Raw genomic sequence first — 26,582 nt, forward strand, 5'->3', positions numbered from 1 at the left:
TCGCAGGCATCATGTGGAGGAGGCGCTGTGAGCAGCGACCCGTGGGGCCGCGTCGACGAGACGGGGACCGTGTACGTGCGTACGGCCGACGGCGAGCAGGTCGTCGGTTCCTGGCAGGCCGGCTCCCCTGAGGAGGCGTTGGCCTACTTCGAGCGCAAGTACGAAGGCCTGGTTGTCGAGATCGGCCTCCTCGAGAAGCGGGTGAAGACCACCGACCTGTCGGCGAAGGACGCGCAGGCTGCCATCGACCACATCCGCGAGCAGGTCGACGCGCACCACGTGGTCGGCGACCTGGACGCCCTCCGGGGCCGGCTGGACAGGCTCGTGGAGACGGTCGACAAGCGCCGCGAGGAGCGCAAGCAGCAGCGGGCGAAGCAGTCCGACGAGGCGCGCCACGCCAAGGAGGCGCTGGTCACCGAGGCGGAGGAGCTCGCGCAGTCGGACCAGTGGCGGGCGGCCGGTGAGCGGCTGCGCGCCCTGGTGGACACCTGGAAGGGGCTGCCGCGCCTCGACCGCAAGTCGGACGACGAGCTGTGGCACCGCTTCTCGCACGCCCGCTCGGCGTTCTCCAAGCGTCGCAAGGCCCACTTCGCGTCGCTGGACGCGCAGCGCGAGGAGGCCCGCAAGACGAAGGAGCGGCTGGTCGGTGAGGCCGAGGCGCTGTCCGGCTCGACGGACTGGGGTCCCACGGCCGCGCGCTACCGCGAGCTGATGGCCGAGTGGAAGGCCGCGGGCCGCGCCCAGCGCGAGCACGAGGACGACCTCTGGAACCGCTTCCGCGGTGCCCAGGACGTGTTCTTCGCCGCCCGCAGCTCGGTCTTCGCCGAGCGGGACGCCGAGCAGACCGAGAACCTGAAGCTGAAGGAGGAGCTGGCCGAGGAGGCCGAGAAGCTCCTGCCGATCGGCGACCTGAAGGGCGCGCGGGCCGCCTTCCGCTCGATCAACGAGCGCTGGGAGGCCATCGGCCATGTGCCGCGCGACGCGCGGCCGAAGGTCGAGGGCCGGATGCACGCGGTCGAGCGGGCTCTCCAGGAGGCCGAGGAGAGCGAGTGGCGCCGGACGAACCCGGAGGCACGCGCGCGTGCCGAGGGCCTGACCGGTCAGCTCCAGGGCGCGGTCGACAAGCTGAAGGGCCAGATCGAGCAGGCGCGCGCCCAGGGCAACAACGCCAGGGCCGACAAGCTCGAGCGCGAGCTGGAAGGCCGGCAGGCACTGCTGGACCAGGCTCTGAAGGGGCTCCAGGAGTTCGGCGGCTGACGCCGAGCCCCTCGAAAGGACGAGACGAGAGGGCTCCCGCACTTGCCGGTGCGGGAGCCCTCTCGTCTGTGCGTGCCTCCTACCGGCTGCGGGCCGACGTCACCCGGTACACGTCGTAGACGCCCTCGACTCCCCTGACCGCCTTCAGGACGTGCCCGAGGTGCTTCGGGTCACCCATCTCGAAGGTGAAGCGGGAGGTGGCCACCCGGTCGCGGGAGGTCTGCACGGCCGCGGAGAGGATGTTGACGTGCTGGTCGGACAGGACGCGGGTGACGTCCGACAGGAGCCGGGAGCGGTCCAGGGCCTCGACCTGGATGGCGACCAGGAAGACCGAGGACTGGGTGGGCGCCCACTCGACCTCGAGGATGCGCTCGGGCTCACGGGACAGTGAGTCGACGTTTACGCAGTCGTTGCGGTGAACCGATACGCCACTGCCGCGGGTGACGAAGCCCATGATCGGGTCGCCGGGCACGGGCGTACAGCAGCGGGCCAGCTTGACCCACACGTCGTCGACGCCCTTGACGACGACGCCCGGGTCGGCGTTGGAGCGGCGCTTGCGCCCGCGCCCGCGGGACGGCGGGACCGACTCGTCGATCTCCTCGGTGGCGGCCTCCTCGCCGCCGAGCGCCTGGACGAGCTTCTGCACGACGTTCTGCGCGGAGACGTGTCCCTCGCCGATCGCGGCGTACAGCGCGGAGATGTCCGGGTAGCGCATCTCGTGGGCGAGCGTCACGAGGGAGTCACCGGTCAGGATGCGCTGGATCGGCAGGTTCTGCTTGCGCATCGCGCGGACGATGGCGTCCTTGCCCTGCTCGATCGCCTCGTCGCGGCGCTCCTTGGAGAACCACGCGCGGATCTTGTTGCGGGCGCGGGGCGACTTGACGAAGTTCAGCCAGTCCCGGGACGGTCCGGCACCGGCCGCCTTGGAGGTGAAGACCTCCACCAGGTCGCCGTTGTCCAGGGTCGACTCCAGCGGTACGAGCCGACCGTTGACACGGGCTCCTATGGTGCGGTGACCCACCTCGGTGTGCACCGCGTAGGAGAAGTCGACGGGGGTGGCGCCGGCCGGCAGCGCTATCACGTCGCCCTTGGGAGTGAAGACGAAGACCTCGTTGCGCGACAGGTCGAAGCGCAGGGACTCCAGGAACTCGCCCGGGTCCTCGGTCTCCTTCTGCCAGTCGAGGAGCTGGCGCAGCCACGCCATGTCGTTGAGGTGGTCGTCCTTGCCGGTGGTCCTCGGCTGGTCCGAGCGCACCTTGGAGGCACCGGCGACGGCCTCCTGCTTGTACTTCCAGTGCGCGGCGATGCCGTACTCGGCGCGGCGGTGCATGTCGAACGTCCGGATCTGGAGCTCGACCGGCTTGCCGTTGGGCCCGATGACCGTCGTGTGCAGCGACTGGTACATGTTGAACTTGGGCATCGCGATGTAGTCCTTGAACCGCCCCGGAACCGGGTTCCAGCGGGCGTGGACGGTGCCCAGGGCCGCGTAGCAGTCGCGGACGGTGTCCACCAGGACGCGGATGCCGACCAGGTCGTAGATCTCCGCGAAGTCCCGGCCGCGGACGATCATCTTCTGGTAGACGCTGTAGTAGTGCTTCGGGCGGCCGGTGACGGTCGCCTTGATGCGGGCCGCGCGCAGGTCGGCCTGGACCTCGTCGGTCACTATGGCCAGGTACTCGTCACGCTTGGGTGCCCTCTCGGCCACCAGCCGGACGATCTCGTCGTACATCTTGGGGTAGAGGATCGCGAAGGCGAGGTCCTCCAGCTCCCACTTGATGGTGTTCATGCCCAGGCGGTGGGCGAGCGGCGCGTAGATCTCCAGGGTCTCGCGCGCCTTCTTCTCCTGCTTCTCGCGCTTGAGGTAGCGCATGGTGCGCATGTTGTGCAGGCGGTCGGCGAGCTTGATGACCAGGACACGCGGGTCCTTGGCCATCGCCACGACCATCTTGCGCACGGTCTCGGCCTGCGCCGCCTCGCCGAACTTGACCTTGTCCAGCTTGGTGACGCCGTCCACGAGCAGGGCGACGGAGTCGCCGAAGTCGCGGCGGAGCTGGTCCAGGCCGTACTCGGTGTCCTCGACGGTGTCGTGCAGCAGGCCCGCCATCAGCGTGGCCGGGTCCATGCCCAGCTCGGCGAGGATGGTGGTCACCGCGAGCGGATGCGTGATGTACGGGTCGCCGCTCTTGCGCTTCTGGCCGCGGTGCCAGCGTTCGGCGACCTGGTAGGCCTTCTCGATCTGGCGCAGCGTGGCCGTCTCGATCTTCGGGTCGTTGCTTCGGACTATCCGCAGCAACGGCTCCAGGACCGGGTTGTACGGGTTGGAGCGCTGGACGCCGAGACGGGCGAGGCGTGCCCGGACACGGTTGGAGGAGCCGGTGCGCGCGGGCTGACCGGTGTTCGGCCGGGCCGCGGGGGTGTCCGTGGGGCCCTGGGGCGGGGCCGGCTTGGGGCGCGTCTGCTCTTCCGACTTGTCGACGGGCGCCGACTGGGCGTGCTCGACCGGCCCGCGGGTGTCGTTCTTCGCCTGGGGCGAGTTCGTCGGCGCGGGCTTGGCCACGGGGCCCGAGGCGGAGTCGGGCTTGGCGGCGGTCAGGTGTTGGGCCTCGTCTGGCAAGAGGACTCCTCGTGCGCGATCCGGGTCCCCCGGTCAGGCTCCGGAGACCCCATGGTAGCGATCCTGCGTCCCAGGATCGCCTTCAGGCCGATGTGAGGACCGTCTACCGGTGAAACGCGAGAGGCGGGCGCCGGATTCCTCCGGGGCCCGCCTCCGCGGTGTCCTGCGGGTGGCACACGGGCTGTGTGCGGCCCGCGCAGGGGTTTTCGTACGGGTGGGAGCTCAGACCTTGAGCAGCGCCTCCAGCGGGGCGCCTGCGAGGGCCGGCTCCAGGCGGGCCCGGCCGCCCAGGAAGCCGAGCTCCATGAGGACGGCGAGGCCCGCCACCTCGGCGCCCGCCCTGCGGATCAGCTGGATCGAGGCCTCGGCGGTGCCGCCGGTGGCCAGGACGTCGTCGACGACCAGGACGCGGTCGGCCCCGCTCAGGTCCTCGGCGTGCACCTCGATCTCGGCGGAGCCGTACTCCAGGTCGTACGCCTGGCTGAGGGTCGCTCCGGGGAGCTTGCCCGCCTTGCGCACGGGGATGAAGCCGAGGCCCGCGCGGACGGCGACCGGGGCACCGAGGATGAAGCCGCGGGCCTCCAGGCCGACGATCTTCGTGGCTCCGGTCTGCTCGGCGATCCCGGCGAGCGCGTCGGTGAGCACGGTGAAGGCCGCCGGGTCCGCCAGGAGCGGGGTGATGTCCTTGAACATCACGCCCGGCTCCGGGTAGTCCGCCACGTCACGGATCCTGCTGAGCAGCAGCTCCTCGATGTCGGTCATCGGCGCTTCCCCGAAGGACGGCCCCGACCCCGACTGCGGGAGGAGGGCTGGTTGCGCGGGCCGACGACCGCGGGGGTCGCCTCGTCGTCCTCGGGCTCGTCGTCGTACGCCTCGGTGGCCGGGGCGTCCAGGGGCTCGCCCTGGGAGCCGGCCTGCGCGCGCTTGGCGAGTACGCGCTTCTTGAGCGCCTTCATCTGCGGCTCGTGCTCCTTGAGGTCGGCGACGAGCGGCGTGGCGATGAAGATCGAGGAGTACGCACCGGCCGCGAGACCGACGAACAGCGACAGCGAGATGTCGTTCAGCATGCCGGCGCCGAGGACACCGCCACCGATGAACAGCAGGCCCGCGACGGGCAGCAGCGCGACCACGGTGGTGTTGACGGAGCGGACCAGGGTGCTGTTGATCGACCGGTTGGCGATGTCGCTGTAGGTCCAGCGGGTCTGCTTGGCGATGTCCTTGGTCTGCTCCTTGAGGCTGTCGAAGACGACGACCGTGTCATAGAGCGAATAACCGAGAATGGTCAGCAGACCGATCACCGTGCCCGGTGTGACCTCGAAGCCCACAAGGGCGTAGATGCCGACCGTGATGGTGATGTCGTGGATCAGCGCGACGAACGCGGCGACCGCCATGCGCCACTCGAAGGCGATCGCCAGATAGATCACGACCAGGACCAGGAAGATGCCGAGGCCCTGCCACGCCTTGTTGGCGACCTGATCACCCCAGCTGGGGCCGACCAGGTCGGCGGCGATCTGTTCGCTGTCGACCTTGAGGTCGTCGGCGAGCTCCCGCCTGATCTGGCCGGACTTGTCGGTGTCGATGCCCGCGATCTGGATGCGCAGGCTGCCGTCGCCGAGCTTCTGGACGATCGCGTCGTGCCCGGAGGCCTCCTCCGCGTACGTCTCCGCCTGCGACACCGAGACGCTCGTGTTCTTCGGGGTGGTGAAGACGGCGCCGCCCTCGAACTCGATGCCCATGTTCAGGCCGCGCACCGCCAGGCCGACGATGGCCGTGATGGTGATCAGGATCGAGAGGCCGTACCAGATCTTGCGGTTGCCGACGAAGTCGTAGCCGACCTCGCCACGGTGCAGTCGGGCGCCGAGGTTGCCGAGCTTCGACATCTCACGCCTCCTTCGGGTCGACAGGGCCGGCGGCAGGCTGGGCGGGACGGCGGGTGCGGCGCAGCGGGGGCTGGGCGCCCAGCCGCTTGGGGTCGAGGCCGGACCAGCTGTGACCGCTCGAGAAGAACTTGCTGCGCGCGACGAGCGTCAGCAGCGGCTTGGTGAACAGGAACACGACCACCACGTCGAGAAGGGTGGTCAGACCGAGTGTGAACGCGAAGCCCTGGACCTTGCCGACCGTGACGATGAAGAGCACCGCGGCGGCGAGGAACGACACGAAGTCGGAGACCAGGATCGTGCGCCGGGCACGCGGCCAGGCCCGCTCGACGGCGGGACGCAGCGAGCGGCCCTCGCGGATCTCGTCCCGGACCCGTTCGAAGTACACGATGAACGAGTCCGCTGTGATGCCGATCGCGACGATGGCACCACACACGGCGGGAAGGTTCAGCGCGAAGCCGATCGTCGGGCCGAGCAGCGCCATGATCACGTAGGTGAGCGCGCCGGAGACCAGCAGCGAGGCCACGGCGATGAGCGCCAGGCCGCGGTAGTACAGCACCAGGTAGAGGACGACCAGGGCGAGGCCGATGGCGCCGGCGATCAGACCGGCCTGCAGCTGCTCACCACCGAGGGCGGCGGTCACCGTCGTGACGCTGTCCTCCTTGAAGGTCAGCGGGAGGGCGCCGTACGAGAGCATGTTGGCCAGGCTCTGAGAGGACTCCTGCGTGAAGTTGCCGGAGATCTCCGCGTTGCCGCCGGTCAGCGCCTGGCTCACGTACGGGTCGGAGACGACCTCGCCGTCCAGGACGATGGCGAACTGGTTCTGCGGAGACTGGTTCTGGGCCAGCTTGCCGGTGATGGCGGCGAACTTCTTGGAGCCGCCGTCCGTGAACTTCATGGTGACGGTCCAGCCGGCGCCCGTCGTCGTGTTGAGGACGGCCTCGGCCTTGTCCACGTCGGTGCCGTCGACCTCGGCCGGGCCCAGGATGTACTTCTGCCACTGGCCCTGCGAGTTCTGACCGCAGGCCACGGTCGAGTCGGTGGGCTTGCTGCCGTCACCGGCCTTCGCGCGGGCCTTCTTGTCGGTGCAGTCGAGTGCCGCGTACTGGGCCTCGAGCTTGCCGGTGTCGGCGGCGCCGCCGCTCGCGGACGGGGAGGCGCTGGCCGCCGGGGAGGTGCTCGTCGACGGCGTCGCGTCGGCCTTCAGGCCGTCGGTGACCGCGCGGCCCTGCGAGGTGGGGGTGGCGGAGGGGGAGGACGACGAGGTCGACGGATCCGTGGCCTTCTCCGTGGCCTTGTCGGTCGCCTTGTCGGTCGCCTTGTCACCCGACGCGCTGCCGGAGGGGCTCGGCGACGGGCTGCCCGTCGCGGCGGCGCCCGAGACCTCGGTGGCGACGACCGGCCGGAAGTACAGCTTGGCGGTGGTGCCGACCTGCTTCTGGGCCTCCTCGGAGTTCGTGCCCTTGGGGATGTTGACGATGATGTTGTCCCGGCCCTGGGTCTGAACTTCGGCCTCCGAGACACCAAGACCATTGACACGGCGGTTCATGATGTCGACCGCGGTGTCCATGTTGGTCTTGTTGATCGCGGATTCCTGGCCGGCCTCCGGGACCGCCCGCAGCGTGATGCTCGTACCACCGGCAAGGTCGATGCCGAGACGCGGAGTGGTGTGCCCGGAGAGGAACATCCCCCCGGTGAGCGCCACGATGGCGATCAGGATGAGGGCCAGCGAGCGCCCTGGCTTGCTCTGGGCGCTCGCGCTCCGGCCCTTCTTAGGTGCTGCCACCTTCTCGTACTCCCTCTCGGGCCGCCTCGCGCCGGATCTGCGGGCGGGCGGCCATCACATGGTGTCGGATCCCGTGCGAGCTGTGCACGTTCCGGGGCGCGCGGAGCCGCCCGGGAGTGCGGCTACTTCGCCTCGGACTCGCCGTCGGTCTTCTTCGGCTCCTCGTCCGTCTTCGCCTCGACGGCCGCGGTGTCGGCCGGGGTCGCGGCGGACTCCTCGGTGATGTCCTTCTTGCCGAGGTCGACGGACTTGTCGTCGGAAGCGGCGGCGTCGTCAGCGGGCTCGTCGGTCTCGGTGAGGGAGGAGGCGTCGTCCGGGACGACGTCGGAGTCGGACTTCAGGTCGTGCTCGATCCCGTGGACGATGCGGTTGTACTCGTCGTCCGTCAGGACGGCACCGATCGAGTTCTTCGCGAAGAGGAGGTCGACGCCGGGACCGGCGTCGAGGAGGACCGTGTCCTCGCTGACCTCCTTGACCGTCGCGTACATGCCCCCGATGGTGCGGACGCCGCTGCCGGGCTGCATTTCGTTCCGCATGTTCGCGGCCTGCTGCTGCTTCTTCTTGGCGGAGCGGGTCATCAGGAACATGGCCCCGATGAGCACGATGAACGGGAGGAGGGTCACGAGACTCACGGGTCGGTACTTCCTTCACGTGACCGCGATGGTGAGCGGCCTGATGGTTGGGGGTGTGTGCGCCGCCGACAAAGGCGGCATCGGCGGAGTCTAAGCGAGTCCGCGCGCATGGAACAACGCTCAGCATGGCACCAGGGTTCCTGGCCCGGCCAGCGCGCTCGCCGTCACGCCCCGAACAGGTCCCCTTGTCCGTTTCCTGTGGCCGCGGAGCGGGGCGGGGTGAGGCCGAGATGCCCCCATGCCGCCGGTGTGCCGACCCGCCCGCGCGGGGTCCGGGCGAGCAGGCCCTCCCGGACGAGGAACGGTTCGGCCACCTCCTCGACGGTCTCACGCTCCTCCCCCACCGCCACGGCCAGCGTCGACAGGCCGACCGGTCCGCCGCCGAACAGCTTGAGCAGGGCCTCCAGGACGGCGCGGTCGAGCCGGTCCAGGCCGCGGGCGTCGACCTCGTAGACGGCGAGGGCCGCCCCGGCGATGTCGCGGGTGATCACGCCGTCGGCCTTGACCTGGGCGTAGTCGCGCACGCGGCGCAGCAGGCGGTTGGCGATACGGGGCGTGCCGCGGGAGCGGCCGGCGATCTCGGCCGCTCCGTCGGCGTCGATCTCCACGTCGAGCAGGTTCGCGGAGCGGTGGATGACGCGCTCCAGCTCCGCGGGCTCGTAGAACTCCATGTGCGCGGTGAAGCCGAAGCGGTCGCGCAGCGGGGGCGGCAGCAGGCCCGCCCGGGTGGTGGCGCCGACCAGGGTGAAGGGGGGCAGTTCGAGCGGGATGGCGGTGGCGCCGGGGCCCTTGCCGACGATGACGTCGACGCGGAAGTCCTCCATCGCCATGTAGAGCATCTCCTCGGCGGGCCGGGACATGCGGTGGATCTCGTCGAGGAAGAGGACCTCGCCCTCCTGGAGGGAGGAGAGGATCGCGGCGAGGTCGCCGGCGTGCTGGATGGCCGGGCCGCTGGTGATGCGGATCGGGGCGTTCATCTCGGCCGCGATGATCATCGACAGGGTGGTCTTGCCGAGGCCGGGGGCGCCGGAGAGCAGCACGTGGTCGGCGGTCGCGCCCCGCGCGCGTGCGGCGCGCAGGACGAGGTCCAGCTGTTCGCGGACCTTCTCCTGGCCGATGAACTCGTCCAGGTCCTTGGGGCGGAGGGCGGCCTCGACGGCCTGGTCCTCACCGTCGGCGACAGAGCCCACCAGCCGCTCGGCGGCGGTCTCTTCGGACGTGTCGTCCCAGTTCACTGACGTTCTCCTAGCGGGCGCGGTTCAGGGTCTGCAGGGCGGCCTTCAGCAGGTGGCCCACCTGGGGGGTGCCGTCGGCGGCCTCGGCCTGCGGGGCGACGGCGGCGACCGCCTCGTCGGCCTCGCGGGTGGCGTAGCCGAGGCCGATCAGGGCGGCGTGCAACTGGTCGCGCCAGCCGCTGGTGACCGGGGCGCCGACGACCGGAGCACCGATCGGCTCGCCCAGCCGGTCCTTGAGCTCCAGCAGCAGCTTCTGCGCGCCCTTCTTCCCGATGCCGGGAACCGCGACGAGCGCCTTCTCGTCACCCGTGGCCACCGCTCGGCGCAGTGCGTCCGGCGTGTGCACCGCCAGCATCGCCTGTGCCAGCCGCGGTCCGACCCCGCTCGCTGTCTGCAGCAGCCCGAAGACCTGGCGCTCGTCGTCGTCCACGAAGCCGTAGAGGGTCAGCGAGTCCTCCCGTACGACGAGGGAGGTGGCGAGCTTGGCCGGCTGGCCCAGGCGGAGCGTGGACAGCGTGTTCGGCGTGCACTGCACGGACATGCCGACACCGCCGACCTCGACGACGGCTCCGTCGGGGGCGAGTGCGGCGACCGTGCCGCTCACGAAGGCGATCATGCCGTACGGCCTTTCGATGCGTGCAGGGCGACGGCCTGCTGGAGTCGGTTCTGGGCGGGGGCGCGCCAGATGTGGCAGATGGCGAGGGCGAGGGCGTCGGCCGCGTCGGCGGGCTTGGGCGGGGCGTCGAGCCGCAGCAGGCGCGTGACCATGGCACCCACCTGGGCCTTGTCGGCACGTCCGCTGCCGGTGACGGCGGCCTTGACCTCGCTGGGGGTGTGCAGGGCGACCGGGATGCCGCGGCGGGCGGCGCACAGCATCGCGACGGCACTGGCCTGGGCCGTGCCCATCACGGTCCGCACGTTGTGCTGGCTGAACACCCGTTCCACGGCGACGCATTCGGGCCGGTGCTCGTCCAGCCACTGTTCGATGCCCTGCTCGACGGCGACGAGGCGCTGCCCCAACTCGGCGTCCGCGGGCGTGCGTACGACGCCGACACCCAGCATCGTGAGTGGACGTCCGGCGACGCCCTCCACCACGCCGACACCGCATCGGGTCAGTCCCGGGTCGACCCCCAGTACGCGCACGCGCCCCTCCCCTCCTGGCAACCGGACCGCCGCCGCTGTCGCGGACCCGGCCGAGCACCCTCGAGGGGCTGGGCGGCCGGCCGCGATCCGTGGACGGTGATCTTTGACTTCACGCCAGGCTATCCGCTGCCACCGACAACAGCGGCGGGCCGGTGGACGTGTGTCCCATCCGGCCCGCCGAACCTGCTCTGCGCGCGGCAGCGTTACGCGTCGACCTTCTCCATGACCTCGTCGCTGACGTCGAAGTTGGCGAAGACGTTCTGTACGTCGTCGCTGTCCTCGAGCGCGTCGATCAGCTTGAAGATCTTCTTCGCGCCCTCCTCGTCCAGCTCGACCTGCATGGTCGGGACGAAGTTGGCCTCGGCGGAGTCGTAGTCGATCCCCGCGTCCTGGAGGGCGGAGCGGACCGCGACCAGGTCGGTGGCCTCGCTGAGCACCTCGAAGGACTCGCCGAGGTCGTTGACCTCCTCGGCGCCCGCGTCCAGGACGGCGCCGAGGACGTCGTCCTCGCTCAGCTCGCCCTTGGGCACGATGACGACGCCCTTGCGGTGGAAGAGGTACGACACCGAACCCGGGTCGGCCATGGAGCCGCCGTTGCGGGTCATGGCGACGCGGACGTCGGAGGCGGCGCGGTTGCGGTTGTCGGTGAGGCACTCGATGAGCACCGCGACGCCGTTCGGACCGTAGCCCTCGTACATGATCGTCTCGTAGTCGGCGCCACCGGCCTCGAGACCGCCGCCGCGCTTGACCGCGGAGTCGATGTTCTTGTTCGGGACCGACTGCTTCTTCGCCTTCTGGATGGCGTCGTACAGCGTCGGGTTGCCCTCGATGTCGACGCCGCCCATCCGGGCCGCGACCTCGATGTTCTTGATCAGCTTCGCGAAGAGCTTGCCGCGTTTGGCGTCGATCACGGCCTTCTTGTGCTTCGTCGTAGCCCATTTAGAGTGGCCGGACATCTGCCTGTCTCCTTCGCGTAACCCAACTCCGTACGAACCCCAGAGATCCTACAAGGACTCCGCTGTCCGGCTCGCGCGCACCATGTCGACGAACAGGGAGTGCACGCGGTGGTCGCCGGTCAGTTCCGGGTGGAACGACGTGGCGAGCGCGTTGCCCTGGCGGACCGCGACGATGTGGCCGCCGTGCTCGGCGAGCACCTCGGTCTCGGCGCCGACGGACTCCACCCACGGGGCCCGGATGAACACGCCCTCTACAGGATCGCCCTCGACGCCCCGGACGTCGACCGCCGCCTCGAAGGACTCGTTCTGACGTCCGAAGGCGTTGCGGCGCACGATCATGTCGATGCCGCCGATCGTCTCCTGGCCCGAGCGCGGGTCGAGGATCTTGTCCGCGAGCATGATCATGCCGGCGCAGGTGCCGTAGACCGGCATCCCGCCCCGCACGCGCGCGCGGAGGGGCTCCATCACACCGAAGAGGACGGCCAGCTTGGAGATGGTGGTGGACTCGCCGCCGGGGAGGACCAGGCCGTCCACCTCGGCGAGCTCCTCGGGGCGCCGCACCGGCCTGGCCACGGCGTCGGCCGCGGCCAGGGCGACGAGGTGCTCCCGTACGTCGCCCTGGAGGGCCAGGACGCCTATGACAGGAGTGTTCATGAGTGGTTACCAGCCGCGGTTGGCGTAGCGCTCGGACTCGGGGAGGGTGTCGCAGTTGATGCCGACCATGGCCTCGCCGAGGTTGCGGGACGCGTCCGCGATGATCTTCGGGTCGTCGTAGAAGGTGGTGGCCTTCACGATGGCGGCGGCGCGCTTGGCCGGGTCGCCGGACTTGAAGATGCCGGAGCCGACGAAGACGCCCTCGGCACCGAGCTGGCGCATCAGCGCGGCGTCGGCGGGAGTGGCGACGCCGCCCGCGGAGAACAGGACCACGGGGAGCTTGCCGAGCTCGGAGACTTCCTTGACCAGCTCGTACGGGGCGCGCAAGTCCTTGGCGGCGGCGTACAGCTCGTTGTTGTCGAAGCCGCGCAGCCTGGCGATCTCGTTCTTGATCTGGCGCAGGTGGCGGACGGCCTCTACGACGTTGCCGGTGCCGGCCTCGCCCTTGGAGCGGATCATCGCGGCACCCTCGGCGATGCGGCGCAGGGCCTCGCCCAGGTTGGTGGCACCACAGACGAACGGGGTGGTGAACGCCCACTTGTCGGAGTGGTTGACCTCGTCGGCCGGGGTGAGGACCTCGGACTCGTCGATGTAGTCGACGCCGAGGGACTGCAGGACCTGGGCCTCGACGAAGTGACCGATGCGGGACTTGGCCATGACCGGGATGGAGACGGCCTCGATGATGCCCTCGATCATGTCCGGGTCGGACATGCGGGCCACACCGCCGTCCTTGCGGATGTCGGCCGGGACGCGCTCCAGGGCCATGACGGCGACGGCGCCCGCGTCCTCGGCGATCTTCGCCTGCTCCGGCGTGACGACGTCCATGATCACGCCGCCCTTGAGCTGCTCGGCCATACCGCGCTTCACGCGGGCGGTGCCGGTCTCGGGAGCCTGGTTTTCGGAAATCGTGCTGGACACGGGTGACCTCGCTGAAGTGAAAGAGGATTTCTGCAGCACTGAGGAAACGCGAGAGCACCAGGCCACAGCAAGGGCCAATGGAGAGCCGGTGGATCGTTTTCCGGCCGGCTCCCCGTGCGCAGGGGCCTAGGAAGGGCGGTCGGCCAGTGCGGCGGGCGGCTCGTCGTCCATCTCGAAGGCCAACGGGAACGGGGCGTGGCCGGCCAGTCGGAACCAGCGCACCTTGCGGTGCCGGCGCAGTGCCCGGGCCGCCCGTACGGCGTCGTTGTGGAAGCGCCGAGCCATCGGCACCCTGCGCACGGCCTCGGTCAGTTCCCGGGCGGCTTCCTCTCCCCCGGGCGCCGCCCGTACCACCTCGACCTGCTGCGGCTCGGCGAACACGGCCCGCAGCGCATGGCTCAGCTCGCTCTCGGCGACCTCGCGTTGTTCCTCCTCGGCCTGCCGGGCGGCGTGCGCGGCCTCGTACAGGACGATCGAGGCGGCCGGGTCGAGCACGGCGGACGTCGCCAGTTCCTGGGTCACCGAGGCGCGGCGCAGCAGTTGGGCGTCGAGGCCGGCGCGGGTGGCGTCGATGCGGGCGTGCAGCCGGTCGAGCCGCCCGGCGGTCCAGCTCAGGTAGAGGCCGATCGCGACCAGGGCGACGAGGATCCAGATCAGGGTTGCGCTCACGGGCGGCAAGGCTACCGGTGCGCTCCGCTGGGTTGGCGGGGTGTCGTGCGGGTGTTGGACGGGGCGCGCTCCGGGGGCTGCCGCCCCGGTCCCCCGCTTCGGCCTGGACGGCCTCGTCCTCAGACGCCGGACGGGCTAGTTCGTGCCCCGCCTCCGCAAACGCCGGACGAGGTGTTCATACCCCGCCCGGCGTCAAGCGTTCACGCCCTCGGTGTCAGCCCCAACCTTGCCCTGAGGCCCGTCGTCCGCTCGTCGTCCACCGCGGCGACCGCCGCCGCGCCCGCCGTCACCGTCTCGTACACGGACAGGATGTCCGCTCCGACCGTCGACCAGTCGAAGCGCCGTACGTGTGCGCTGCCGCGCTGGCGCAGCGCGGCCCGGCGGGCCGGGTCGCCGAGCAGGCGCAACGCGGAGTCGGCCAGCGCGTCCGCGTCCTCGTTGGCGAACAGCTCGCCCGCCGCTCCCTGGTCGAGGACCTGGGCGAAGGCGTCCAGGTCCGAGGCCAGCACGGCGGCTCCCGCCGACATCGCCTCGACCAGGATGATGCCGAAGCTCTCGCCGCCGGTGTTGGGGGCGACGTACAGGTCGACGCTGCGCAGGAAGCGCGCCTTGTCCTCGTCGCTGACCATGCCGAGGAACTCGACGCGCGGGCGGAGTTCGGCGGGCAGCGACTCGACCGCCTCCTCCTCGTCGCCGCGTCCGGCGACCAGCAGCCGGGTCTGCGGGCGCTCGGCGAGGATCTTCGGCAGGGCCTTCATCAGCACCGGCAGACCCTTGCGTGGCTCGTCGATGCGGCCCATGAAGCCGATCGTGTCGCCCTGCCACTCCGCCTTGGGCTCGGCCTTGGCGAAGAAGTCGACGTCGACGCCGTTGGGGATCACCACGGCGTCACCGCCGAGGTGTTCGACGAGCGTCCGGCGGGCGTACTCGCTCACCGCGATCCGCGCGCTGATCTTCTCCAGGGCGGCCTGGAGGATCGAGTACGCGGCGATCATCGCGCGGGAACGCGGGTTGGAGGTGTGGAAGGTGGCGACGATCGGGCCCTGCGCGGCCCAGCAGGCCAGCAGGCCCAGGGACGGTGAGGACGGCTCGTGGATGTGCACGACGTCGAACGAGCCGTCGTGCAGCCAACGCCGCACCCGGGCCGCCGACAGGAAGCCGAAGTTCAGCCGGGCCACCGAGCCGTTGTACGGCACCGGCACCGCGCGGCCGGCCGAGACGACGTACGGCGGCAGCGGGGTGTCGTCGTCGGCCGGGGCGAGGACGGACACGTCGTGGCCGAGGCGGATGAAGTACTCGGCGAGGTCGCGGATGTGGAACTGGACGCCACCCGGGACGTCCCAGGAGTAGGGGCAGACGATGCCGATTCTCACGCGGTCCCCCCGGCGGGAGAACGCGCGGCGTCGAGATCCTTGAGCCACAAGCGCTGCAGCATGTGCCAGTCCTCCGGATGGTCGGCGATCCCGGTGGCGAAGGCGTCGGCCAGCGCCTGTGCCATGACGGACGTCTTCTCGGCCCGCGTACCTGTCTCGGGGACCTCGACCGGGGGATGCACCCGGCCCTTCATGACGGGCGTGTCGTCGTACCAGAGCGTCACCGGCAGCAGCAGCGCGCCGGTCTGCTGGGCGAGCAGCGCCGGTCCGGCCGGCATCCGCGTCGCCTCGCCGAAGAACCGGACCTCGACGCCGGAGGAGGACAGGTCCCGCTCGGCGACCAGGCAGACCAGGCCGCCGTCGCGCAGCCGGCGGGCCAGGGTGCCGAAGGCGGTGCCGCCGCTGTGCGGCAGGACCTCCATGCCGAGGCCCTCCCGGTAGGCGACGAAGCGGTCGTAGAGCGTCTCCGGCTTCAGGCGCTCGGCCACCGTGGTGAACGGCCGGTTCAGTGTGGTGGTGAGCCAGGCGCCGGCGAGGTCCCAGTTGGCCATGTGCGGCAGCGCGAGGATGACGCCCTTGCCCGCCGCCAGGCCGTCCATGAGGTGGTGCAGGTCCTGGCCTTCGAAGCCGCCCTTGACGCGCTCCGGGCTCCAGGCGGGCAGCCGGAAGGACTCCATCCAGTAACGCAGGTACGAGCGCATGCCCGCGCGCGAGAGCTCGGCCAGGCGCTCGGGGCCCGCGTCGGGCACCACGCGCGCGTAGTTGCTCTCCAGCCGCTGGACGCCCTTGCCGCGGCGCTTCCAGGTGAGGTCGGCGATGCTCCGGCCGAGGCGCACGGCGACCGGCTCGGGGAGCTTCTTCACCACTGCCCAGCCGAGGCCGTACAGGGCGTCGGCGACCCGCTCCTGGGCACTCACTTCGCGGCCTCGCTCCCCTGGGTCTCGGGCTTCTCCTGCTGCTGTGGCTTCTCCTGCTGTCCGGACTGCTCCTGCTGTCCGGACTGCTCCCGCTGCTCCTGGGCGGTGGCCGCCTCCGCCTCGGCGGACTCCCGGCGGACCGTGACGACCCGCTGGATCAGCGTGACCAGGCTCCCGACGGCGACGATCCACAGCGCGACGGGCAGCAGGTACTGGACGCCCGGGACCCCGAACGCGTGCAGACCCGCCAGGCCGGCCGCCACCAGGGAGATCACCAGGCGCTCGGCGCGCTCGACGAGGCCGTTGACGGCGACCGGCAGACCGATCGACTCGCCACGGGCCTTGGTGTACGACACCACCTGACCGCTGGCCAGGCAGAAGATCGAGACGGCGCACAGGACCAGGTCGTCGCCCCCGCCGGCGTACCAGAGGATGAAGCCGCCGAAGATCGCGCCGTCGGCGACCCGGTCCAGCGTGGAGTCGAGGAAGGCGCCCCAGCGGCTGGAGCGGCCGAGCTGGCGGGCCATGTTTCCGTCGACGAGGTCGGAGAACACGAAGAGCGTGATCACTACCGTGCCCCAGAAGAACTCGCCCATGGGGTAGAAGACCAGCGCACCCGCGACCACACCGGCCGTGCCGAGGAGCGTGACCGTGTCGGGGCTCACGCCCCGCCGGATGAGAAACGCGGCGAACGGTGTGAGGACACGCGTGAAGAATGCACGCGCGTACTTGTTCAGCATGGCCTTCCCGAGGGTCGGTGTGGCCGAGCGGCCCCTGCTGGCCACCGGCTGGCCCATCGTAGCCACGCGCGCGCGTGGCTGACGGCCGGGCACCCGCCGCCCGTCCCGCGAAGCGGCGGATGGCTCGCGGGCGACGGTGCGCGGCGCGATCCGCGTCCCTCGTATGGACGCACCGTGACCGGAGTGGAAAGCTCGAAGAACACCGCGGGCGTCAACGGAGCCGCCACCGCTGGGGGTGCCCCGGACTGAGTCTGGGGGAGGATCCGCATGCCCGCGCCCACAGTGACCTCACCGTGCACGGGAGGCAGGACCATGGGCGACAAGGCGAACGCACACCCCGGAGCCGCCGGCAGGGCTACGGCGGCCGACCAACCCGCGTCCGTACGGAATGTGGTGCTGGTCGGCCACTCCGGATCGGGCAAGACGACATTGGTGGAGGCTCTCGCGCTGACAGCGGGAGCGGTGAACCGGGCGGGCCGCGTGGAGGACGGCGGCACCGTCTCCGACTACGACGACATCGAGCACCGGCAGCAGCGCTCGGTGCAGCTCTCCCTGGTGCCCGTCGCATGGGACGGGTACAAGATCAACCTTCTCGACACCCCCGGATACGCCGACTTCGTCGGAGAACTGCGGGCCGGTCTGCGAGCGGCGGACGCGGCCCTCTTCGTCGTCTCGGCCTCCGACGGCGTGGACGGCTCGACGCGCATGGTGTGGGAGGAGTGCGCGGCCGTCGGCATGCCGAGGGCGATCGTGGTCACGCACCTGGAGTCCGCGCGGGCGGACTTCGAGGAGATGACACGGATCTGCGCCGAGGCCTTCGGCGGCGACGACCCCGATGCCGTACTTCCCCTGTACCTGCCGTTGCGCGGCCCGCAGGCGCCGGACGGGCACGCGCCCGTGACCGGTCTGATCGGGCTGTTGTCGCAGAAACTGTTCGACTACGCGTCCGGGGAGCGCGAGGAGTCCGAGCCGGTCGAGGACCAGCTGCCGCTGATCGAGGAGGCCCGCAACCGGCTGATCGAGGGGATCATCTCGGAGAGCGAGGACGAGACCCTCATGGACCGCTACCTCGGCGGTGAGCAGGTCGACGTCAAGACGCTGATCGAGGACCTGGAGCGGGCCGTCGCGCGCGGGGTCTTCTTCCCGGTCCTGGCCGCGGCGCCGGCCGCCGACGGGGCCAGGCAGGGACTCGGCACGGTCGAGCTGCTGGAACTGGTCACACGGGGCTTCCCGACCCCGCTGGAGCGCACGGCACCGAGGGTCACCACGGTCGACGGCACACCGCGCGAGCTGGAGCTGTGCGATCCGGACGGGCCCCTGGTCGCGGAGGTCGTGAAGACGTCCTCCGACCCGTACGTGGGCCGGGTCTCGCTGGTGCGGGTCTTCTCGGGGACTTTGCACCCGGACGAGACCGTGCACGTGTCCGGGCACGGTCTCGCCGACCGGGGGCACGAGGACCACGACGTCGACGAGCGGATCGGCGCCCTGTCCGCGCCGTTCGGCAAGCACCAGCGGACGCTCACCCACTGCATCGCCGGCGATCTCGCGTGCGTGGCCAAGCTCGGACGGGCCGAGACCGGGGACACCCTGTCGGCCAAGGACGACCCGCTGCTCATGGAGCCCTGGGAGATGCCCGACCCGCTGCTGCCGCTCGCCATCCAGGCACACAGCAAGGCGGACGAGGACAAGCTCTCCCAGGGGCTGTCCCGGCTGGTCGCCGAGGATCCCACGATGCGCCTCGAGCAGAACCAGGACACCCACCAGGTGGTGCTGTGGTGCCTGGGCGAGGCACACGCCGACGTGGCGCTGGAGCGGCTGCGCAGCCGGTACGGCGTACAGGTCGACGTCATCCCGCACCGGGTCTCCCTCCGGGAGACGTTCGCGGCGAAGTCGGGTGGCCGTGGCCGCCACGTGAAGCAGTCCGGAGGGCACGGGCAGTTCGCCATCTGCGAGATCGAGGTGGAGCCCCTGCCGGGTGGTTCGGGCATCGAGTTCGTGGACAAGGTGGTCGGCGGGGCGGTGCCGCGCCAGTTCATCCCCTCCGTGGAGAAGGGCGTAAGGGCCCAGGCGGCCAAGGGAGTTGCCGCCGGACATCAGCTCATCGACATCCGGGTGACCCTGCTGGACGGCAAGGCGCACTCCGTGGACTCCTCGGACGCCGCGTTCCAGACGGCCGGCGCGCTGGCGCTGCGGGAGGCGGCGGCCGACGCGAGGATCCATCTGCTGGAGCCGGTGGCCGAGGTGAGCGTCCTGGTCGGCGACGAGTACGTGGGCGCGGTGATGAGCGACCTGTCCGGGCGGCGTGGCCGGGTGCTCGGCACGGAACAGACCAACGGGGGGCGCACGCTGGTGCGCGCGGAGGTGCCCGAGATCGAGATCGGGCGCTATGCCGTCGATCTGCGCTCCCTGTCCCACGGCACGGCGCGTTTCAGCCGCTCCTACGCGCGGCACGAGCCGATGCCGCCGCAGGTCGCCGAGAGGGTCCGTGAAGAGGCGGGCAGCGTCCTGTAGTTGGCGTCCGGCACCGTACAGGTGAGGTTGCCGGGAGCCGTACGAACGACGTATTCGGAACGCTCCCCTCCACGTCGGCGGGCGGCTGCGGCCGTCCGCCGACGGCGTGTTGGAGCCCGCGTGGGACAGCCTGTTGGAGTCCGCGTGGACGGCGGGTTGATACGTCCGCCGACGGATGTCCGTGCCTGCGGATACGCTGATGACCTGATCAACAGGTGTGCGAAGCAAGGAAGTCGGGAAGGCCGCATGAGCAGGCAGGCGGCGATCGGGGGCGGGAATGACCGTTGACGGCGGTTACGCGGACATCTTCGGTCCGCAGGTGCCGCGTACGGGTGACGGAGGCCAGACGTCGACGTTCGCGTTGGCCTCGGCGGCCTATCGGGACAACGACGTCAAGGACATCCTCAAGGCCAACAGCGAGTGGCACCAGTCGACCGTCAAGGACGGCCGCTCATGGGCGCGGATCTTCCGGCCCAACCTGGGCGAGGCCTTCTCCGCGGCCGTGATCGCCCGCATGCTGGGCGCCGGCCGCAAGCCGCTCATCCAGTCCTTCGGCGCCGAGCCGCAGGTCGTCGTCGAGCACTGTCTCGCGGCCAACAACATCCGCAGGGACCGCGACAACCTGCTGACGATCGTCACGGTGCTGTGCGGTCTGCTGTTCCTGCCCGGGCTCCTCATCTGGCTGCTGGTCTTCCAGATCCGCACCACCGTGGCGAAGACCGAGAACAAGCAGGCCGGAGCCCTCGCCACCACCCTGCTCGTCGGCGTCGGCGCGCTCGCCGTGATCTTCCTCGTACGCACCCCGTTCGACGGGTTCTGGGCTTGGTACGCGCGAGCGTCGATCGTGTTGCCGGTCGTCGGCTGGTTCTGGGCCAAGCAGATCTGCGAGCGGACCGCCCGGGACCTCAGGGAGCGCTGGAACAGTCTGCTGTCCGGCAGCAGCGTCGGCGCCAAGGTGCCCGAGGCGGTGCCGAGCAGCCCCGGCGAGACCGCGGCCGAGCAGCTGCGCCAGTCCCTCGCCAAGCTGAGCGCCGAGCAGCAGTCCAACTCGGTCTTCTACGCCGGCCCCAAGGGCATACTCGGCATGGGCACCCGCTGGGGCAGCTGGCAGCTCGCCGAGGACCTGGTGGCCGCCGACCCCACCCGGGAGATCCACCCGTTCCGCAGCTGGGACGTCATACGCTCCATCCACGACAAGCTGCGGATGATGGAGCGGAACACGCTGAACACGGGCGGCTTCCCCAAGCCGTCCGTACGGCACTGGATCGTCACCCCCGTCGGGGAGAACGCCGACGCGGTGTCACGGCCCGAGGGCACGGACGTGGACGCGTACCAGGTCAAGAACCACGCCATACAGGACATCTGCAACAAGCAGCAGTTCGGCGCGGGTGACCGGCACTACCTGGGCGTGCAGTGGACGCTGTGGGACGGGCAGCTGGTCATCACCATGCTGATCACGGTGACCGTGCTGCACGAGACGCTGCGCATCGAGGTGACCGGGCACGCGCTGGGGCCGGTGCACTCGCTGTTCACCTCGAAGCCGGCGGCCAAGGAGAAGGAGGTCGCCAAGTCGGTCAGGTTCTGGGAGACCCGGAAGGTGAAGCTCCCGCTGGTCGACGCGGACGAGGTAGTGCGGCTGGCGGCCCGGGCACCGCTGACCCGGTATCCGCCGCTGCTGAACTGGCTCGGCGGCGGGCTGTCCCTGCCCGAGCCCTTCGGGCTGCGGCACGCCTGGGCGGACAAGCCGTGGCGGCACCGCTTCATGGCCGACGACGCGCTGCGCGCGGCCACACCGGTGCTGCGGGTCGTGCACGCGGCGGCGATCCGGGTCCTGGAGGAGAACGGCGTCGACACGGAGAAGTTCGGCAACCGGTCGGCGTTCCTCAGCACCGCGGTGCAGGACGCGTCACCGCGGAAGGCGGACGTCTACGACGCGTAGGTCTCCGTCGGTGGGGCGGGGGCGTGCGGGTCAGGCTGCTGCGCCGTCATCGGGCGCGGCACCCCAGCCCGCAAGCCTCCAAGCCCCTGCGGTCTGAACGGCCTCGTTCAGACCGGCCAGGCCTCCGCCAGCATCTTCCGGGTGTCCGCCAGCAGCTGCGGCAGCACCCTCGTGTGACCGACCACCGGCATGAAGTTGGTGTCGCCGCCCCAGCGCGGCACGATGTGCTGGTGCAGGTGGGCCGCGATACCGGCCCCCGCCACCGAGCCCTGGTTCATGCCGATGTTGAAGCCGTGGGCACCGGACGCGCTGCGCAGCGCGGTCATGGCCTGCTTGGTCAGCGTGCCCAGCTCGACCGTCTCCGCGTCGGTGAGGTCCGTGTAGTCGGCGACGTGCCGGTAGGGCACGACCATGAGGTGGCCGCCGTTGTACGGGTAGAGGTTGAGCACCGCGTAGACCTGCTCGCCGCGCCTCACGACCAGCCCGTCCTCGTCGGATTTGGCCGGGATCGAGCAGAAGGGGCAGCCGTCGTCGGCACCCGGGCCGGTCGGCTTGTTCTCACCCTGGATGTAGGCCATCCGGTGGGGCGTCCACAGACGCTGGAACGCGTCCTGGGTCCCCACGCCCCACTGCTGCTCCGGCTCACTCGTCATGCCATGCAGCATATGGCTTCGCCCGTTCGCGCCGTGTCGCCGGGGTTCACGCGAAAGCGTCCCGGGCCAAGCTGGACGGATGGGCAACGACAGCCGCCTGACCGACTGGGAGCGTCGCGCCGAGGTTCCGCTCGGCGTCGCCTCGCTGCTCTTCCTGACCTCGTACGCGGTGCGCGTCCTCGGTCACGACCTGCCGGAGGCGGTGCGGGACACGGCACTGGCGCTGACCTGCGCGAGCTGGGCGCTGTTCCTGATCGACTACGGGGTGCGCTGGCGGCTCAGCGGCCTGGGCCCGGGCTTCGTCAGCCGGCGCTGGCTGGACACGGTGGTCGTGCTGTTGCCCCTGTTGCGCCCGGTGCAGATCGTCAAGGTCTACGACGCCGTACAGCGTCGCCACGGCCACCCCCGCCTCTCCCTGCACGCCCGGGTGATCGTGTACGCGGGCCTGTCGGTGGCGTTGCTCGGGTTCGCCGGGGCGCTCGCCGTGTACCACCAGGAGTACGCCGCCCCGCACGCGACGATCCGGACGTTCGGCGACTCGGTGTGGTGGACGTGCGCCACGCTGGCGACGGTGGGATACGGCGACGTCGCTCCCGTGACCCCGGCGGGGCGGGTGATCGCCGTCGGGCTGATGGGCTGCGGGCTGGCCCTGCTGGGCGCGGTCACCGGATCGTTCTCCGCCTGGCTGCTCCAGGTCTTCTCGCGGGAGGACGGCGAAGGGCCCCCGGCGAGCTGAGACTCGCCGAGGGCCCACGCGCGAGGCGGATCAGACCTGCGCCCGCTCCTCCACGACCTTCACGATCTTCGCGATGGCCTCGTCGACGGGGATGCCGTTCTCCTGCGAGCCGTCGCGGTAGCGGAAGGACACCGAGCCGTTCGACATGTCCTCGTCGCCCGCGATGACCATGAAGGGCACCTTCTGCTTCTGGGCGTTGCGGATCTTCTTCTGCATACGGTCCGAGGAGGAGTCGACCTCCACCCGCAGCCCCTGCTTCTTGGCCGCGGCGGCGAACTTCTCCAGGTACTCGACGTGGCCGTCGCCGATCGGGATGCCGACCGCCTGGACCGGGGCCAGCCAGGCCGGGAAGGCGCCCGCGTAGTGCTCCAGGAGCACCGCGAAGAACCGCTCGATGGAGCCGAACAGCGCGCGGTGGATCATGACCGGGCGCTGCTTGGAGCCGTCGGGCGAGGTGTACTCGAGCTCGAAGCGCTCCGGCAGGTTGAAGTCGAGCTGGATGGTCGACATCTGCCAGGTGCGGCCGATGGCGTCCTTGGTCTGGACGGAGATCTTCGGGCCGTAGAAGGCGGCGCCGCCCGGGTCGGGCACGAGCGGGAGCCCCTGCTTCTCGGCCACCTGGCGCAGCGTCTCGGTCGCCTCCTCCCAGACCTCGTCGGAGCCGACGAACTTCTCCGGGTCCTTGGTGGACAGCTCCAGGTAGAAGTCGGTGAGTCCGTAGTCGCGCAGCAGGCCGAGGACGAAGGTGAGCGTCTTGTCGAGCTCCTCGGACATCTGCTCACGTGTGCAGTAGATGTGCGCGTCGTCCTGGGTGAAGCCGCGGGCCCGGGTCAGGCCGTGCACGACGCCCGACTTCTCGTACCGGTACACGGTCCCGAACTCGAAGAGGCGCAGCGGCAGTTCACGGTACGAGCGGCCGCGCGCGTCGAAGATCAGGTTGTGCATCGGGCAGTTCATGGGCTTGAGGTAGTAGTCCACGCCCTCGTCGAGCTGCATGGGCGGGTACATGCCGTCGGCGTACCAGTCCAGGTGGCCCGAGGTCTCGAAGAGCTTCCCCTTCGTCGCGTGCGGGGTGTAGACGAACTCGTAGCCCTCCTCCTCGTGGCGGCGGCGCGAGTAGTCCTCCATGACCCGGCGGATGATGCCGCCCTTGGGGTGGAAGACGGCGAGGCCGGAGCCGATCTGCTCGGGGATCGAGAACAGGTCGAGCTCGGAGCCCAGCTTGCGGTGGTCGCGCTTCTCGGCCTCGGCGAGGAAGTCGAGGTGCGCCTTCAGCTCGTCCTTGGTCGGCCACGCGGTGCCGTAGATGCGCTGGAGCATCGGGTTCTTCTCGCTGCCGCGCCAGTAGGCGGCCGCGTTGCGCATCAGCTTGAACGCCGGGATGTTGCGGGTCGTCGGCAGGTGGGGACCGCGGCAGAGGTCCTTCCAGCACAGGTCGCCGGTCTTCGCGTCGAGGTTGTCGTAGATGGTGAGCTCGCCGGCTCCCACCTCGACGTCCGCGCCGTCGTCGCTCGAAGCGGAACCCTTGAGGCCGATCAGCTCCAGCTTGTACGGCTCGTCGGCCAGTTCCTCGCGGGCGGCCTCGTCCGTGACCACACGGCGGGCGAAGCGCTGGCCGCGCTTCTGGATCTCCTGCATCTTCTTCTCGACGGCCTTGAGATCCTCGGGCGTGAACGGCTTCTCGACGTCGAAGTCGTAGTAGAAGCCGTCCTTGACCGGCGGGCCGATGCCCAGCTTGGCCTCGGGGAAGAGCTCCTGCACGGCCTGCGCCATGACGTGCGCGGTGGAGTGGCGCAGGATGTCGAGGCCGTCCTTGGAGGAGATCTCGACGCCCTCGACGGACTCGCCGTCCTGGAGCGCGTACGACAGGTCCTTGAGCTCCCCGCTCACGCGCGCGGCGATGATCGAGCGCTCGCCGGCGAAGAGCTCGGCAGCCGTAGTGCCCGTCGTCACCACGCGCTCTTCCCGCTCGGAATCGCGATGGATGATCACACGGACGTCTGACACCGGTCTCTCCTGACTGAAGGTGGGGTGCGGCGCCATACCGGGAGCGCGCGCATGAGAAGGATCGTACCGACCCGGCACCGCGCACCGCGAAACGGATGACCGCCGCCCCGCTCCGCCCGCCTCAGTCCCCTCCGCAGGCCTCCTCGAAGAAGGCCGCGATCTCGGAGTTGTCCTGCAGTGACTTCATCAGCCGGTCCCGCTCGGCCTCGTCGACCTGCACCGGTGCGACCCCGGAGGCGTCCGTGAGCCGCCGGAAGCCTCCCCGGCTCTCCAGCCGCCCGTGCACCCGCACCGGCAGCCCGACGAGGTGCGCGTGCCCGGCGATCCGGTACGACTCCTCGTCCAGCGTCAGCCGCAGGTGCGGGATCTCGGCGCCCGCGATCACCCGCAGCCGTACCGATCCCTCGCCGCGCGCCCCCGACCGGTGCATCCGGACCACCGCGCCCGTGATCCGCACCGGCACGGAGGGTTCCGCACGCAGATAGCGGGCCCCGGCCTCACGCAGCACGGGCAGGTCGCCGGGCGAGAACTCGACGGCCTCGGCACGGGCCGCGCACCCTGCGGGCACACCGGCCGCCGGCGCCCAGTCCACGCCGACACGCGCGCCCTCCGTACCGCGCACGAGGGCGATCAGTGCCTCCGTGAGCTCGCGGCTGACGCCGGCCTCGACGGCGCCGTCGAAGGCGTCCATGCCGCCGGTGGCCCGCTGGTAGTCGACGGCCTCGCGGGCGGCGTACAGGGCCTGGTGCAGGCGTACGGCGAGCGGACGGGCGGTCGCGACGGGCGCGAAGGCGGTGAGGCGACCGCCGCTCGCGGAGCCCACGAGGACGTCTGCCAGGGAGGCGGCGGCGGTGCGGCGGTAGCGGGCGCCGTAGTAGCCCGCACGCGCGCGCGTGGCGAGCGCTCCGGCGAGCAGCATCTGGCGGGCCGCCGCGCGCAGCTGTTCCTCGACCGTCCAGGCGGTGACTTCGGCGGGGCCCGTCGGGACGTCCTGCCACCAGCGGATCTCGTCGCTGGGCACGGCGAGGGAGACCAGCACCTCGCGCGCGGAGGGCGTCCCGCTGCGGGCGAGGGCGAGCAACGCCTCGGCGAGCAGGTCCTCGCTGTCGGGGAAGGCCCGGCTCTCGGGCACCAGCAGGCTCGTCGCACCGGCGCCCGGACCGGGCGGGGTCCAGCGGCCGTACCGTCCGGCCGCTCCCCCGCGCCGCTGCCAGCCGTGCCGGCGCAGCAGGGCGCCGAGCACGGCGGGGTCGACGTCGCCGGGCTCGGGGGGACGGTTCCAGGCCGCGCCGAGGGGTTCGGCGGGATGCGGTCGTACGGGCCGCAGCGGCTCTTCCAGCGGGCGGTGCGTCATGGTCTGCCTCCCGTGCCGACCCGCGTCATGATCTCGCAGAGCGCCCGGTCGTCGAAGATGCGCGAGGTCGGTATCCGCACGGTCGTCCGGTTCCGGCCGGTGACGGGGTGCCCGGCGAGGTTGACCCAGTAGCAGCAGTGCCTGAGGTCGAGCCGGTCGTGGCCGGCCCGCAGCCACTGGTCCTGGGACCGTGGCACGAGCATCACGACCAGGATCTTGTGCACCGAGACCGGGGTGCGGGCGAGCTTGCGCAGATGGTCGTTGTCGAGCGTGAAGGAGAAGGAGCGGCCGGGAGGGTTCGGCGGGATCTGGTACGTGCACTTGAGCTGGACCTTGATGGTCACCTCGTCGTCGACGGTGTGCCCGGGCGAGCCGTGGCTGACGTGCCAGTCGATGCCGTTGTCCGGAAAGGGCTGGGACAGCGAGCAGCCTGCGGCCGCCGCGACCGCGTGCAGGTAGCCGACCTGCAGTGTCTCCATGCAGGCGGTGGTGGCGAGTGTGCCGCGATGAGGGCTGGTGCGTTCGGGCAGCAGCCCGCCCCGCTCGGGCTGGGCTATCGCCATGACGAACAGCCTTCCAAGCCAAGTGATATGCCCAGACCTGGGCCGGGT

The 26,582-nt window shown here is 70.6% G+C and carries 23 protein-coding genes; 4 read left to right on the forward strand and 19 right to left on the reverse strand.

Going from position 1 to position 26,582, the window contains the following annotated elements:
- The first annotated feature begins 27 nt into the window (after positions 1-27).
- Entirely contained in the window at positions 28-1,257 is a 1,230-nt protein-coding gene (locus AQJ84_RS25230; RefSeq protein WP_030038527.1) for a DUF349 domain-containing protein, read from the forward strand.
- 79 nt (positions 1,258-1,336) lie between these two features.
- Here the strand turns inward: AQJ84_RS25230 and AQJ84_RS25235 are convergent, their stop codons facing one another.
- The 15 genes from AQJ84_RS25235 to pgsA form a co-directional block, all read right to left on the reverse strand.
- The gene (locus AQJ84_RS25235; protein WP_030038526.1) at positions 1,337-3,871 is read right to left on the reverse strand and encodes a RelA/SpoT family protein; all 2,535 of its coding nucleotides are present in this window, start codon (positions 3,869-3,871) and stop codon (positions 1,337-1,339) included.
- A 222-nt stretch (positions 3,872-4,093) separates the two neighbouring features.
- Positions 4,094-4,633, reverse strand: coding sequence for an adenine phosphoribosyltransferase (locus AQJ84_RS25240; RefSeq protein ID WP_030038525.1), 540 nt, complete (start codon positions 4,631-4,633; stop codon positions 4,094-4,096).
- Complete coding sequence (secF, locus tag AQJ84_RS25245) at positions 4,630-5,751, reverse strand: protein translocase subunit SecF (RefSeq protein WP_030038524.1); 1,122 nt, start codon at positions 5,749-5,751, stop codon at positions 4,630-4,632. The genes AQJ84_RS25240 and secF overlap by 4 nt, the downstream gene beginning before the upstream one ends.
- 1 nt (position 5,752) lies before the next feature.
- The gene (gene secD, locus AQJ84_RS25250; RefSeq protein WP_030038523.1) at positions 5,753-7,534 is read right to left on the reverse strand and encodes a protein translocase subunit SecD; all 1,782 of its coding nucleotides are present in this window, start codon (positions 7,532-7,534) and stop codon (positions 5,753-5,755) included.
- A 122-nt stretch (positions 7,535-7,656) separates the two neighbouring features.
- Positions 7,657-8,166 (reverse strand): preprotein translocase subunit YajC, encoded by a 510-nt coding sequence (gene yajC, locus AQJ84_RS25255; protein WP_030038522.1) that lies wholly within the window; start codon positions 8,164-8,166, stop codon positions 7,657-7,659.
- Between the two features lie 164 nt (positions 8,167-8,330).
- Positions 8,331-9,401 carry a Holliday junction branch migration DNA helicase RuvB gene (gene ruvB / locus AQJ84_RS25260; protein WP_030038521.1) on the reverse strand — a complete coding sequence of 357 codons (1,071 nt, stop codon included), beginning with the start codon at positions 9,399-9,401 and terminating at the stop codon, positions 8,331-8,333.
- Between the two features lie 10 nt (positions 9,402-9,411).
- Positions 9,412-10,017: a Holliday junction branch migration protein RuvA gene (ruvA, locus tag AQJ84_RS25265; protein ID WP_053192380.1), complete on the reverse strand. Its 606-nt coding sequence runs from the start codon at positions 10,015-10,017 to the stop codon at positions 9,412-9,414.
- Positions 10,014-10,544 carry a crossover junction endodeoxyribonuclease RuvC gene (gene ruvC, locus AQJ84_RS25270; protein WP_030038519.1) on the reverse strand — a complete coding sequence of 177 codons (531 nt, stop codon included), beginning with the start codon at positions 10,542-10,544 and terminating at the stop codon, positions 10,014-10,016. Before ruvC ends, ruvA begins: the two co-directional genes overlap by 4 nt.
- Before the next feature lie 203 nt (positions 10,545-10,747).
- On the reverse strand, positions 10,748-11,500 hold the full coding sequence (locus tag AQJ84_RS25275) for a YebC/PmpR family DNA-binding transcriptional regulator (protein WP_030038518.1): 753 nt from the start codon (positions 11,498-11,500) through the stop codon (positions 10,748-10,750).
- A gap of 48 nt (positions 11,501-11,548) precedes the next feature.
- Positions 11,549-12,154: a pyridoxal 5'-phosphate synthase glutaminase subunit PdxT gene (gene pdxT / locus AQJ84_RS25280; RefSeq protein ID WP_030038517.1), complete on the reverse strand. Its 606-nt coding sequence runs from the start codon at positions 12,152-12,154 to the stop codon at positions 11,549-11,551.
- A gap of 6 nt (positions 12,155-12,160) precedes the next feature.
- Positions 12,161-13,072: a pyridoxal 5'-phosphate synthase lyase subunit PdxS gene (gene pdxS, locus AQJ84_RS25285; protein WP_030038516.1), complete on the reverse strand. Its 912-nt coding sequence runs from the start codon at positions 13,070-13,072 to the stop codon at positions 12,161-12,163.
- Positions 13,073-13,198: 126 nt separating this feature from the next.
- Positions 13,199-13,741, reverse strand: a complete 543-nt coding sequence (locus tag AQJ84_RS25290; RefSeq protein WP_030038515.1) for a LemA family protein — start codon at positions 13,739-13,741, stop codon at positions 13,199-13,201.
- A gap of 200 nt (positions 13,742-13,941) precedes the next feature.
- Complete coding sequence (locus AQJ84_RS25295) at positions 13,942-15,114, reverse strand: glycosyltransferase family 4 protein (RefSeq protein ID WP_030038514.1); 1,173 nt, start codon at positions 15,112-15,114, stop codon at positions 13,942-13,944.
- Positions 15,111-16,031 carry a phosphatidylinositol mannoside acyltransferase gene (locus AQJ84_RS25300; protein WP_030038513.1) on the reverse strand — a complete coding sequence of 307 codons (921 nt, stop codon included), beginning with the start codon at positions 16,029-16,031 and terminating at the stop codon, positions 15,111-15,113. Before AQJ84_RS25300 ends, AQJ84_RS25295 begins: the two co-directional genes overlap by 4 nt.
- Entirely contained in the window at positions 16,028-16,828 is an 801-nt protein-coding gene (gene pgsA / locus AQJ84_RS25305) for a phosphatidylinositol phosphate synthase (RefSeq protein WP_225889146.1), read from the reverse strand. Before pgsA ends, AQJ84_RS25300 begins: the two co-directional genes overlap by 4 nt.
- A 255-nt stretch (positions 16,829-17,083) precedes the next feature.
- On the opposite strand from pgsA, the gene AQJ84_RS25310 reads away from it, so the two are divergent.
- Together AQJ84_RS25310 and AQJ84_RS25315 are read left to right on the forward strand one after the other, a co-directional pair.
- Entirely contained in the window at positions 17,084-19,282 is a 2,199-nt protein-coding gene (locus AQJ84_RS25310; RefSeq protein WP_030038511.1) for an elongation factor G-like protein EF-G2, read from the forward strand.
- Between the two features lie 277 nt (positions 19,283-19,559).
- Positions 19,560-21,221: a hypothetical protein gene (locus AQJ84_RS25315; RefSeq protein ID WP_030038510.1), complete on the forward strand. Its 1,662-nt coding sequence runs from the start codon at positions 19,560-19,562 to the stop codon at positions 21,219-21,221.
- 107 nt (positions 21,222-21,328) lie between these two features.
- Here the strand turns inward: AQJ84_RS25315 and AQJ84_RS25320 are convergent, their stop codons facing one another.
- Positions 21,329-21,886, reverse strand: a complete 558-nt coding sequence (locus AQJ84_RS25320) for an HIT family protein (protein ID WP_030038509.1) — start codon at positions 21,884-21,886, stop codon at positions 21,329-21,331.
- A gap of 67 nt (positions 21,887-21,953) precedes the next feature.
- Here AQJ84_RS25320 and AQJ84_RS25325 point away from each other — a divergent pair, with 67 nt between their 5' ends.
- Positions 21,954-22,610, forward strand: a complete 657-nt coding sequence (locus AQJ84_RS25325) for a potassium channel family protein (RefSeq protein ID WP_030038508.1) — start codon at positions 21,954-21,956, stop codon at positions 22,608-22,610.
- A gap of 30 nt (positions 22,611-22,640) precedes the next feature.
- On the opposite strand, the gene thrS is transcribed toward AQJ84_RS25325, so the two are convergent.
- From thrS to AQJ84_RS25340, 3 genes are all read right to left on the reverse strand, one after another.
- Complete coding sequence (thrS, locus tag AQJ84_RS25330; RefSeq protein WP_030038507.1) at positions 22,641-24,617, reverse strand: threonine--tRNA ligase; 1,977 nt, start codon at positions 24,615-24,617, stop codon at positions 22,641-22,643.
- 121 nt (positions 24,618-24,738) lie between these two features.
- The gene (locus AQJ84_RS25335; protein ID WP_053192378.1) at positions 24,739-25,971 is read right to left on the reverse strand and encodes a hypothetical protein; all 1,233 of its coding nucleotides are present in this window, start codon (positions 25,969-25,971) and stop codon (positions 24,739-24,741) included.
- Positions 25,968-26,534: a DUF4365 domain-containing protein gene (locus tag AQJ84_RS25340; RefSeq protein WP_030038505.1), complete on the reverse strand. Its 567-nt coding sequence runs from the start codon at positions 26,532-26,534 to the stop codon at positions 25,968-25,970. The genes AQJ84_RS25335 and AQJ84_RS25340 overlap by 4 nt, the downstream gene beginning before the upstream one ends.
- Positions 26,535-26,582: the final 48 nt, after the last annotated feature.

Origin of the sequence: Streptomyces resistomycificus (assembly GCF_001514265.1) — a bacterium.
GTDB lineage: Bacteria > Actinomycetota > Actinomycetes > Streptomycetales > Streptomycetaceae > Streptomyces > Streptomyces resistomycificus.

What these genes read in the sequence shown, in the direction of transcription:
- AQJ84_RS25315 (WP_030038510.1), top strand. Translation starts at nt 19,560, where the DNA reads ATGACCGTTGACGGCGGTTACGCGGACATCTTCGGTCCGCAGGTGCCG.
- AQJ84_RS25320 (WP_030038509.1), bottom strand. Translation starts at nt 21,886, where the DNA reads ATGCTGCATGGCATGACGAGTGAGCCGGAGCAGCAGTGGGGCGTGGGG.
- pdxT (WP_030038517.1), bottom strand. Translation starts at nt 12,154, where the DNA reads ATGAACACTCCTGTCATAGGCGTCCTGGCCCTCCAGGGCGACGTACGG.
- AQJ84_RS25240 (WP_030038525.1), bottom strand. Translation starts at nt 4,633, where the DNA reads ATGACCGACATCGAGGAGCTGCTGCTCAGCAGGATCCGTGACGTGGCG.
- secF (WP_030038524.1), bottom strand. Translation starts at nt 5,751, where the DNA reads ATGTCGAAGCTCGGCAACCTCGGCGCCCGACTGCACCGTGGCGAGGTC.
- AQJ84_RS25310 (WP_030038511.1), top strand. Translation starts at nt 17,084, where the DNA reads ATGGGCGACAAGGCGAACGCACACCCCGGAGCCGCCGGCAGGGCTACG.
- AQJ84_RS25340 (WP_030038505.1), bottom strand. Translation starts at nt 26,534, where the DNA reads ATGGCGATAGCCCAGCCCGAGCGGGGCGGGCTGCTGCCCGAACGCACC.
- AQJ84_RS25325 (WP_030038508.1), top strand. Translation starts at nt 21,954, where the DNA reads ATGGGCAACGACAGCCGCCTGACCGACTGGGAGCGTCGCGCCGAGGTT.
- AQJ84_RS25275 (WP_030038518.1), bottom strand. Translation starts at nt 11,500, where the DNA reads ATGTCCGGCCACTCTAAATGGGCTACGACGAAGCACAAGAAGGCCGTG.
- AQJ84_RS25335 (WP_053192378.1), bottom strand. Translation starts at nt 25,971, where the DNA reads ATGACGCACCGCCCGCTGGAAGAGCCGCTGCGGCCCGTACGACCGCAT.
- pgsA (WP_225889146.1), bottom strand. Translation starts at nt 16,828, where the DNA reads ATGGGCCAGCCGGTGGCCAGCAGGGGCCGCTCGGCCACACCGACCCTC.
- ruvA (WP_053192380.1), bottom strand. Translation starts at nt 10,017, where the DNA reads ATGATCGCCTTCGTGAGCGGCACGGTCGCCGCACTCGCCCCCGACGGA.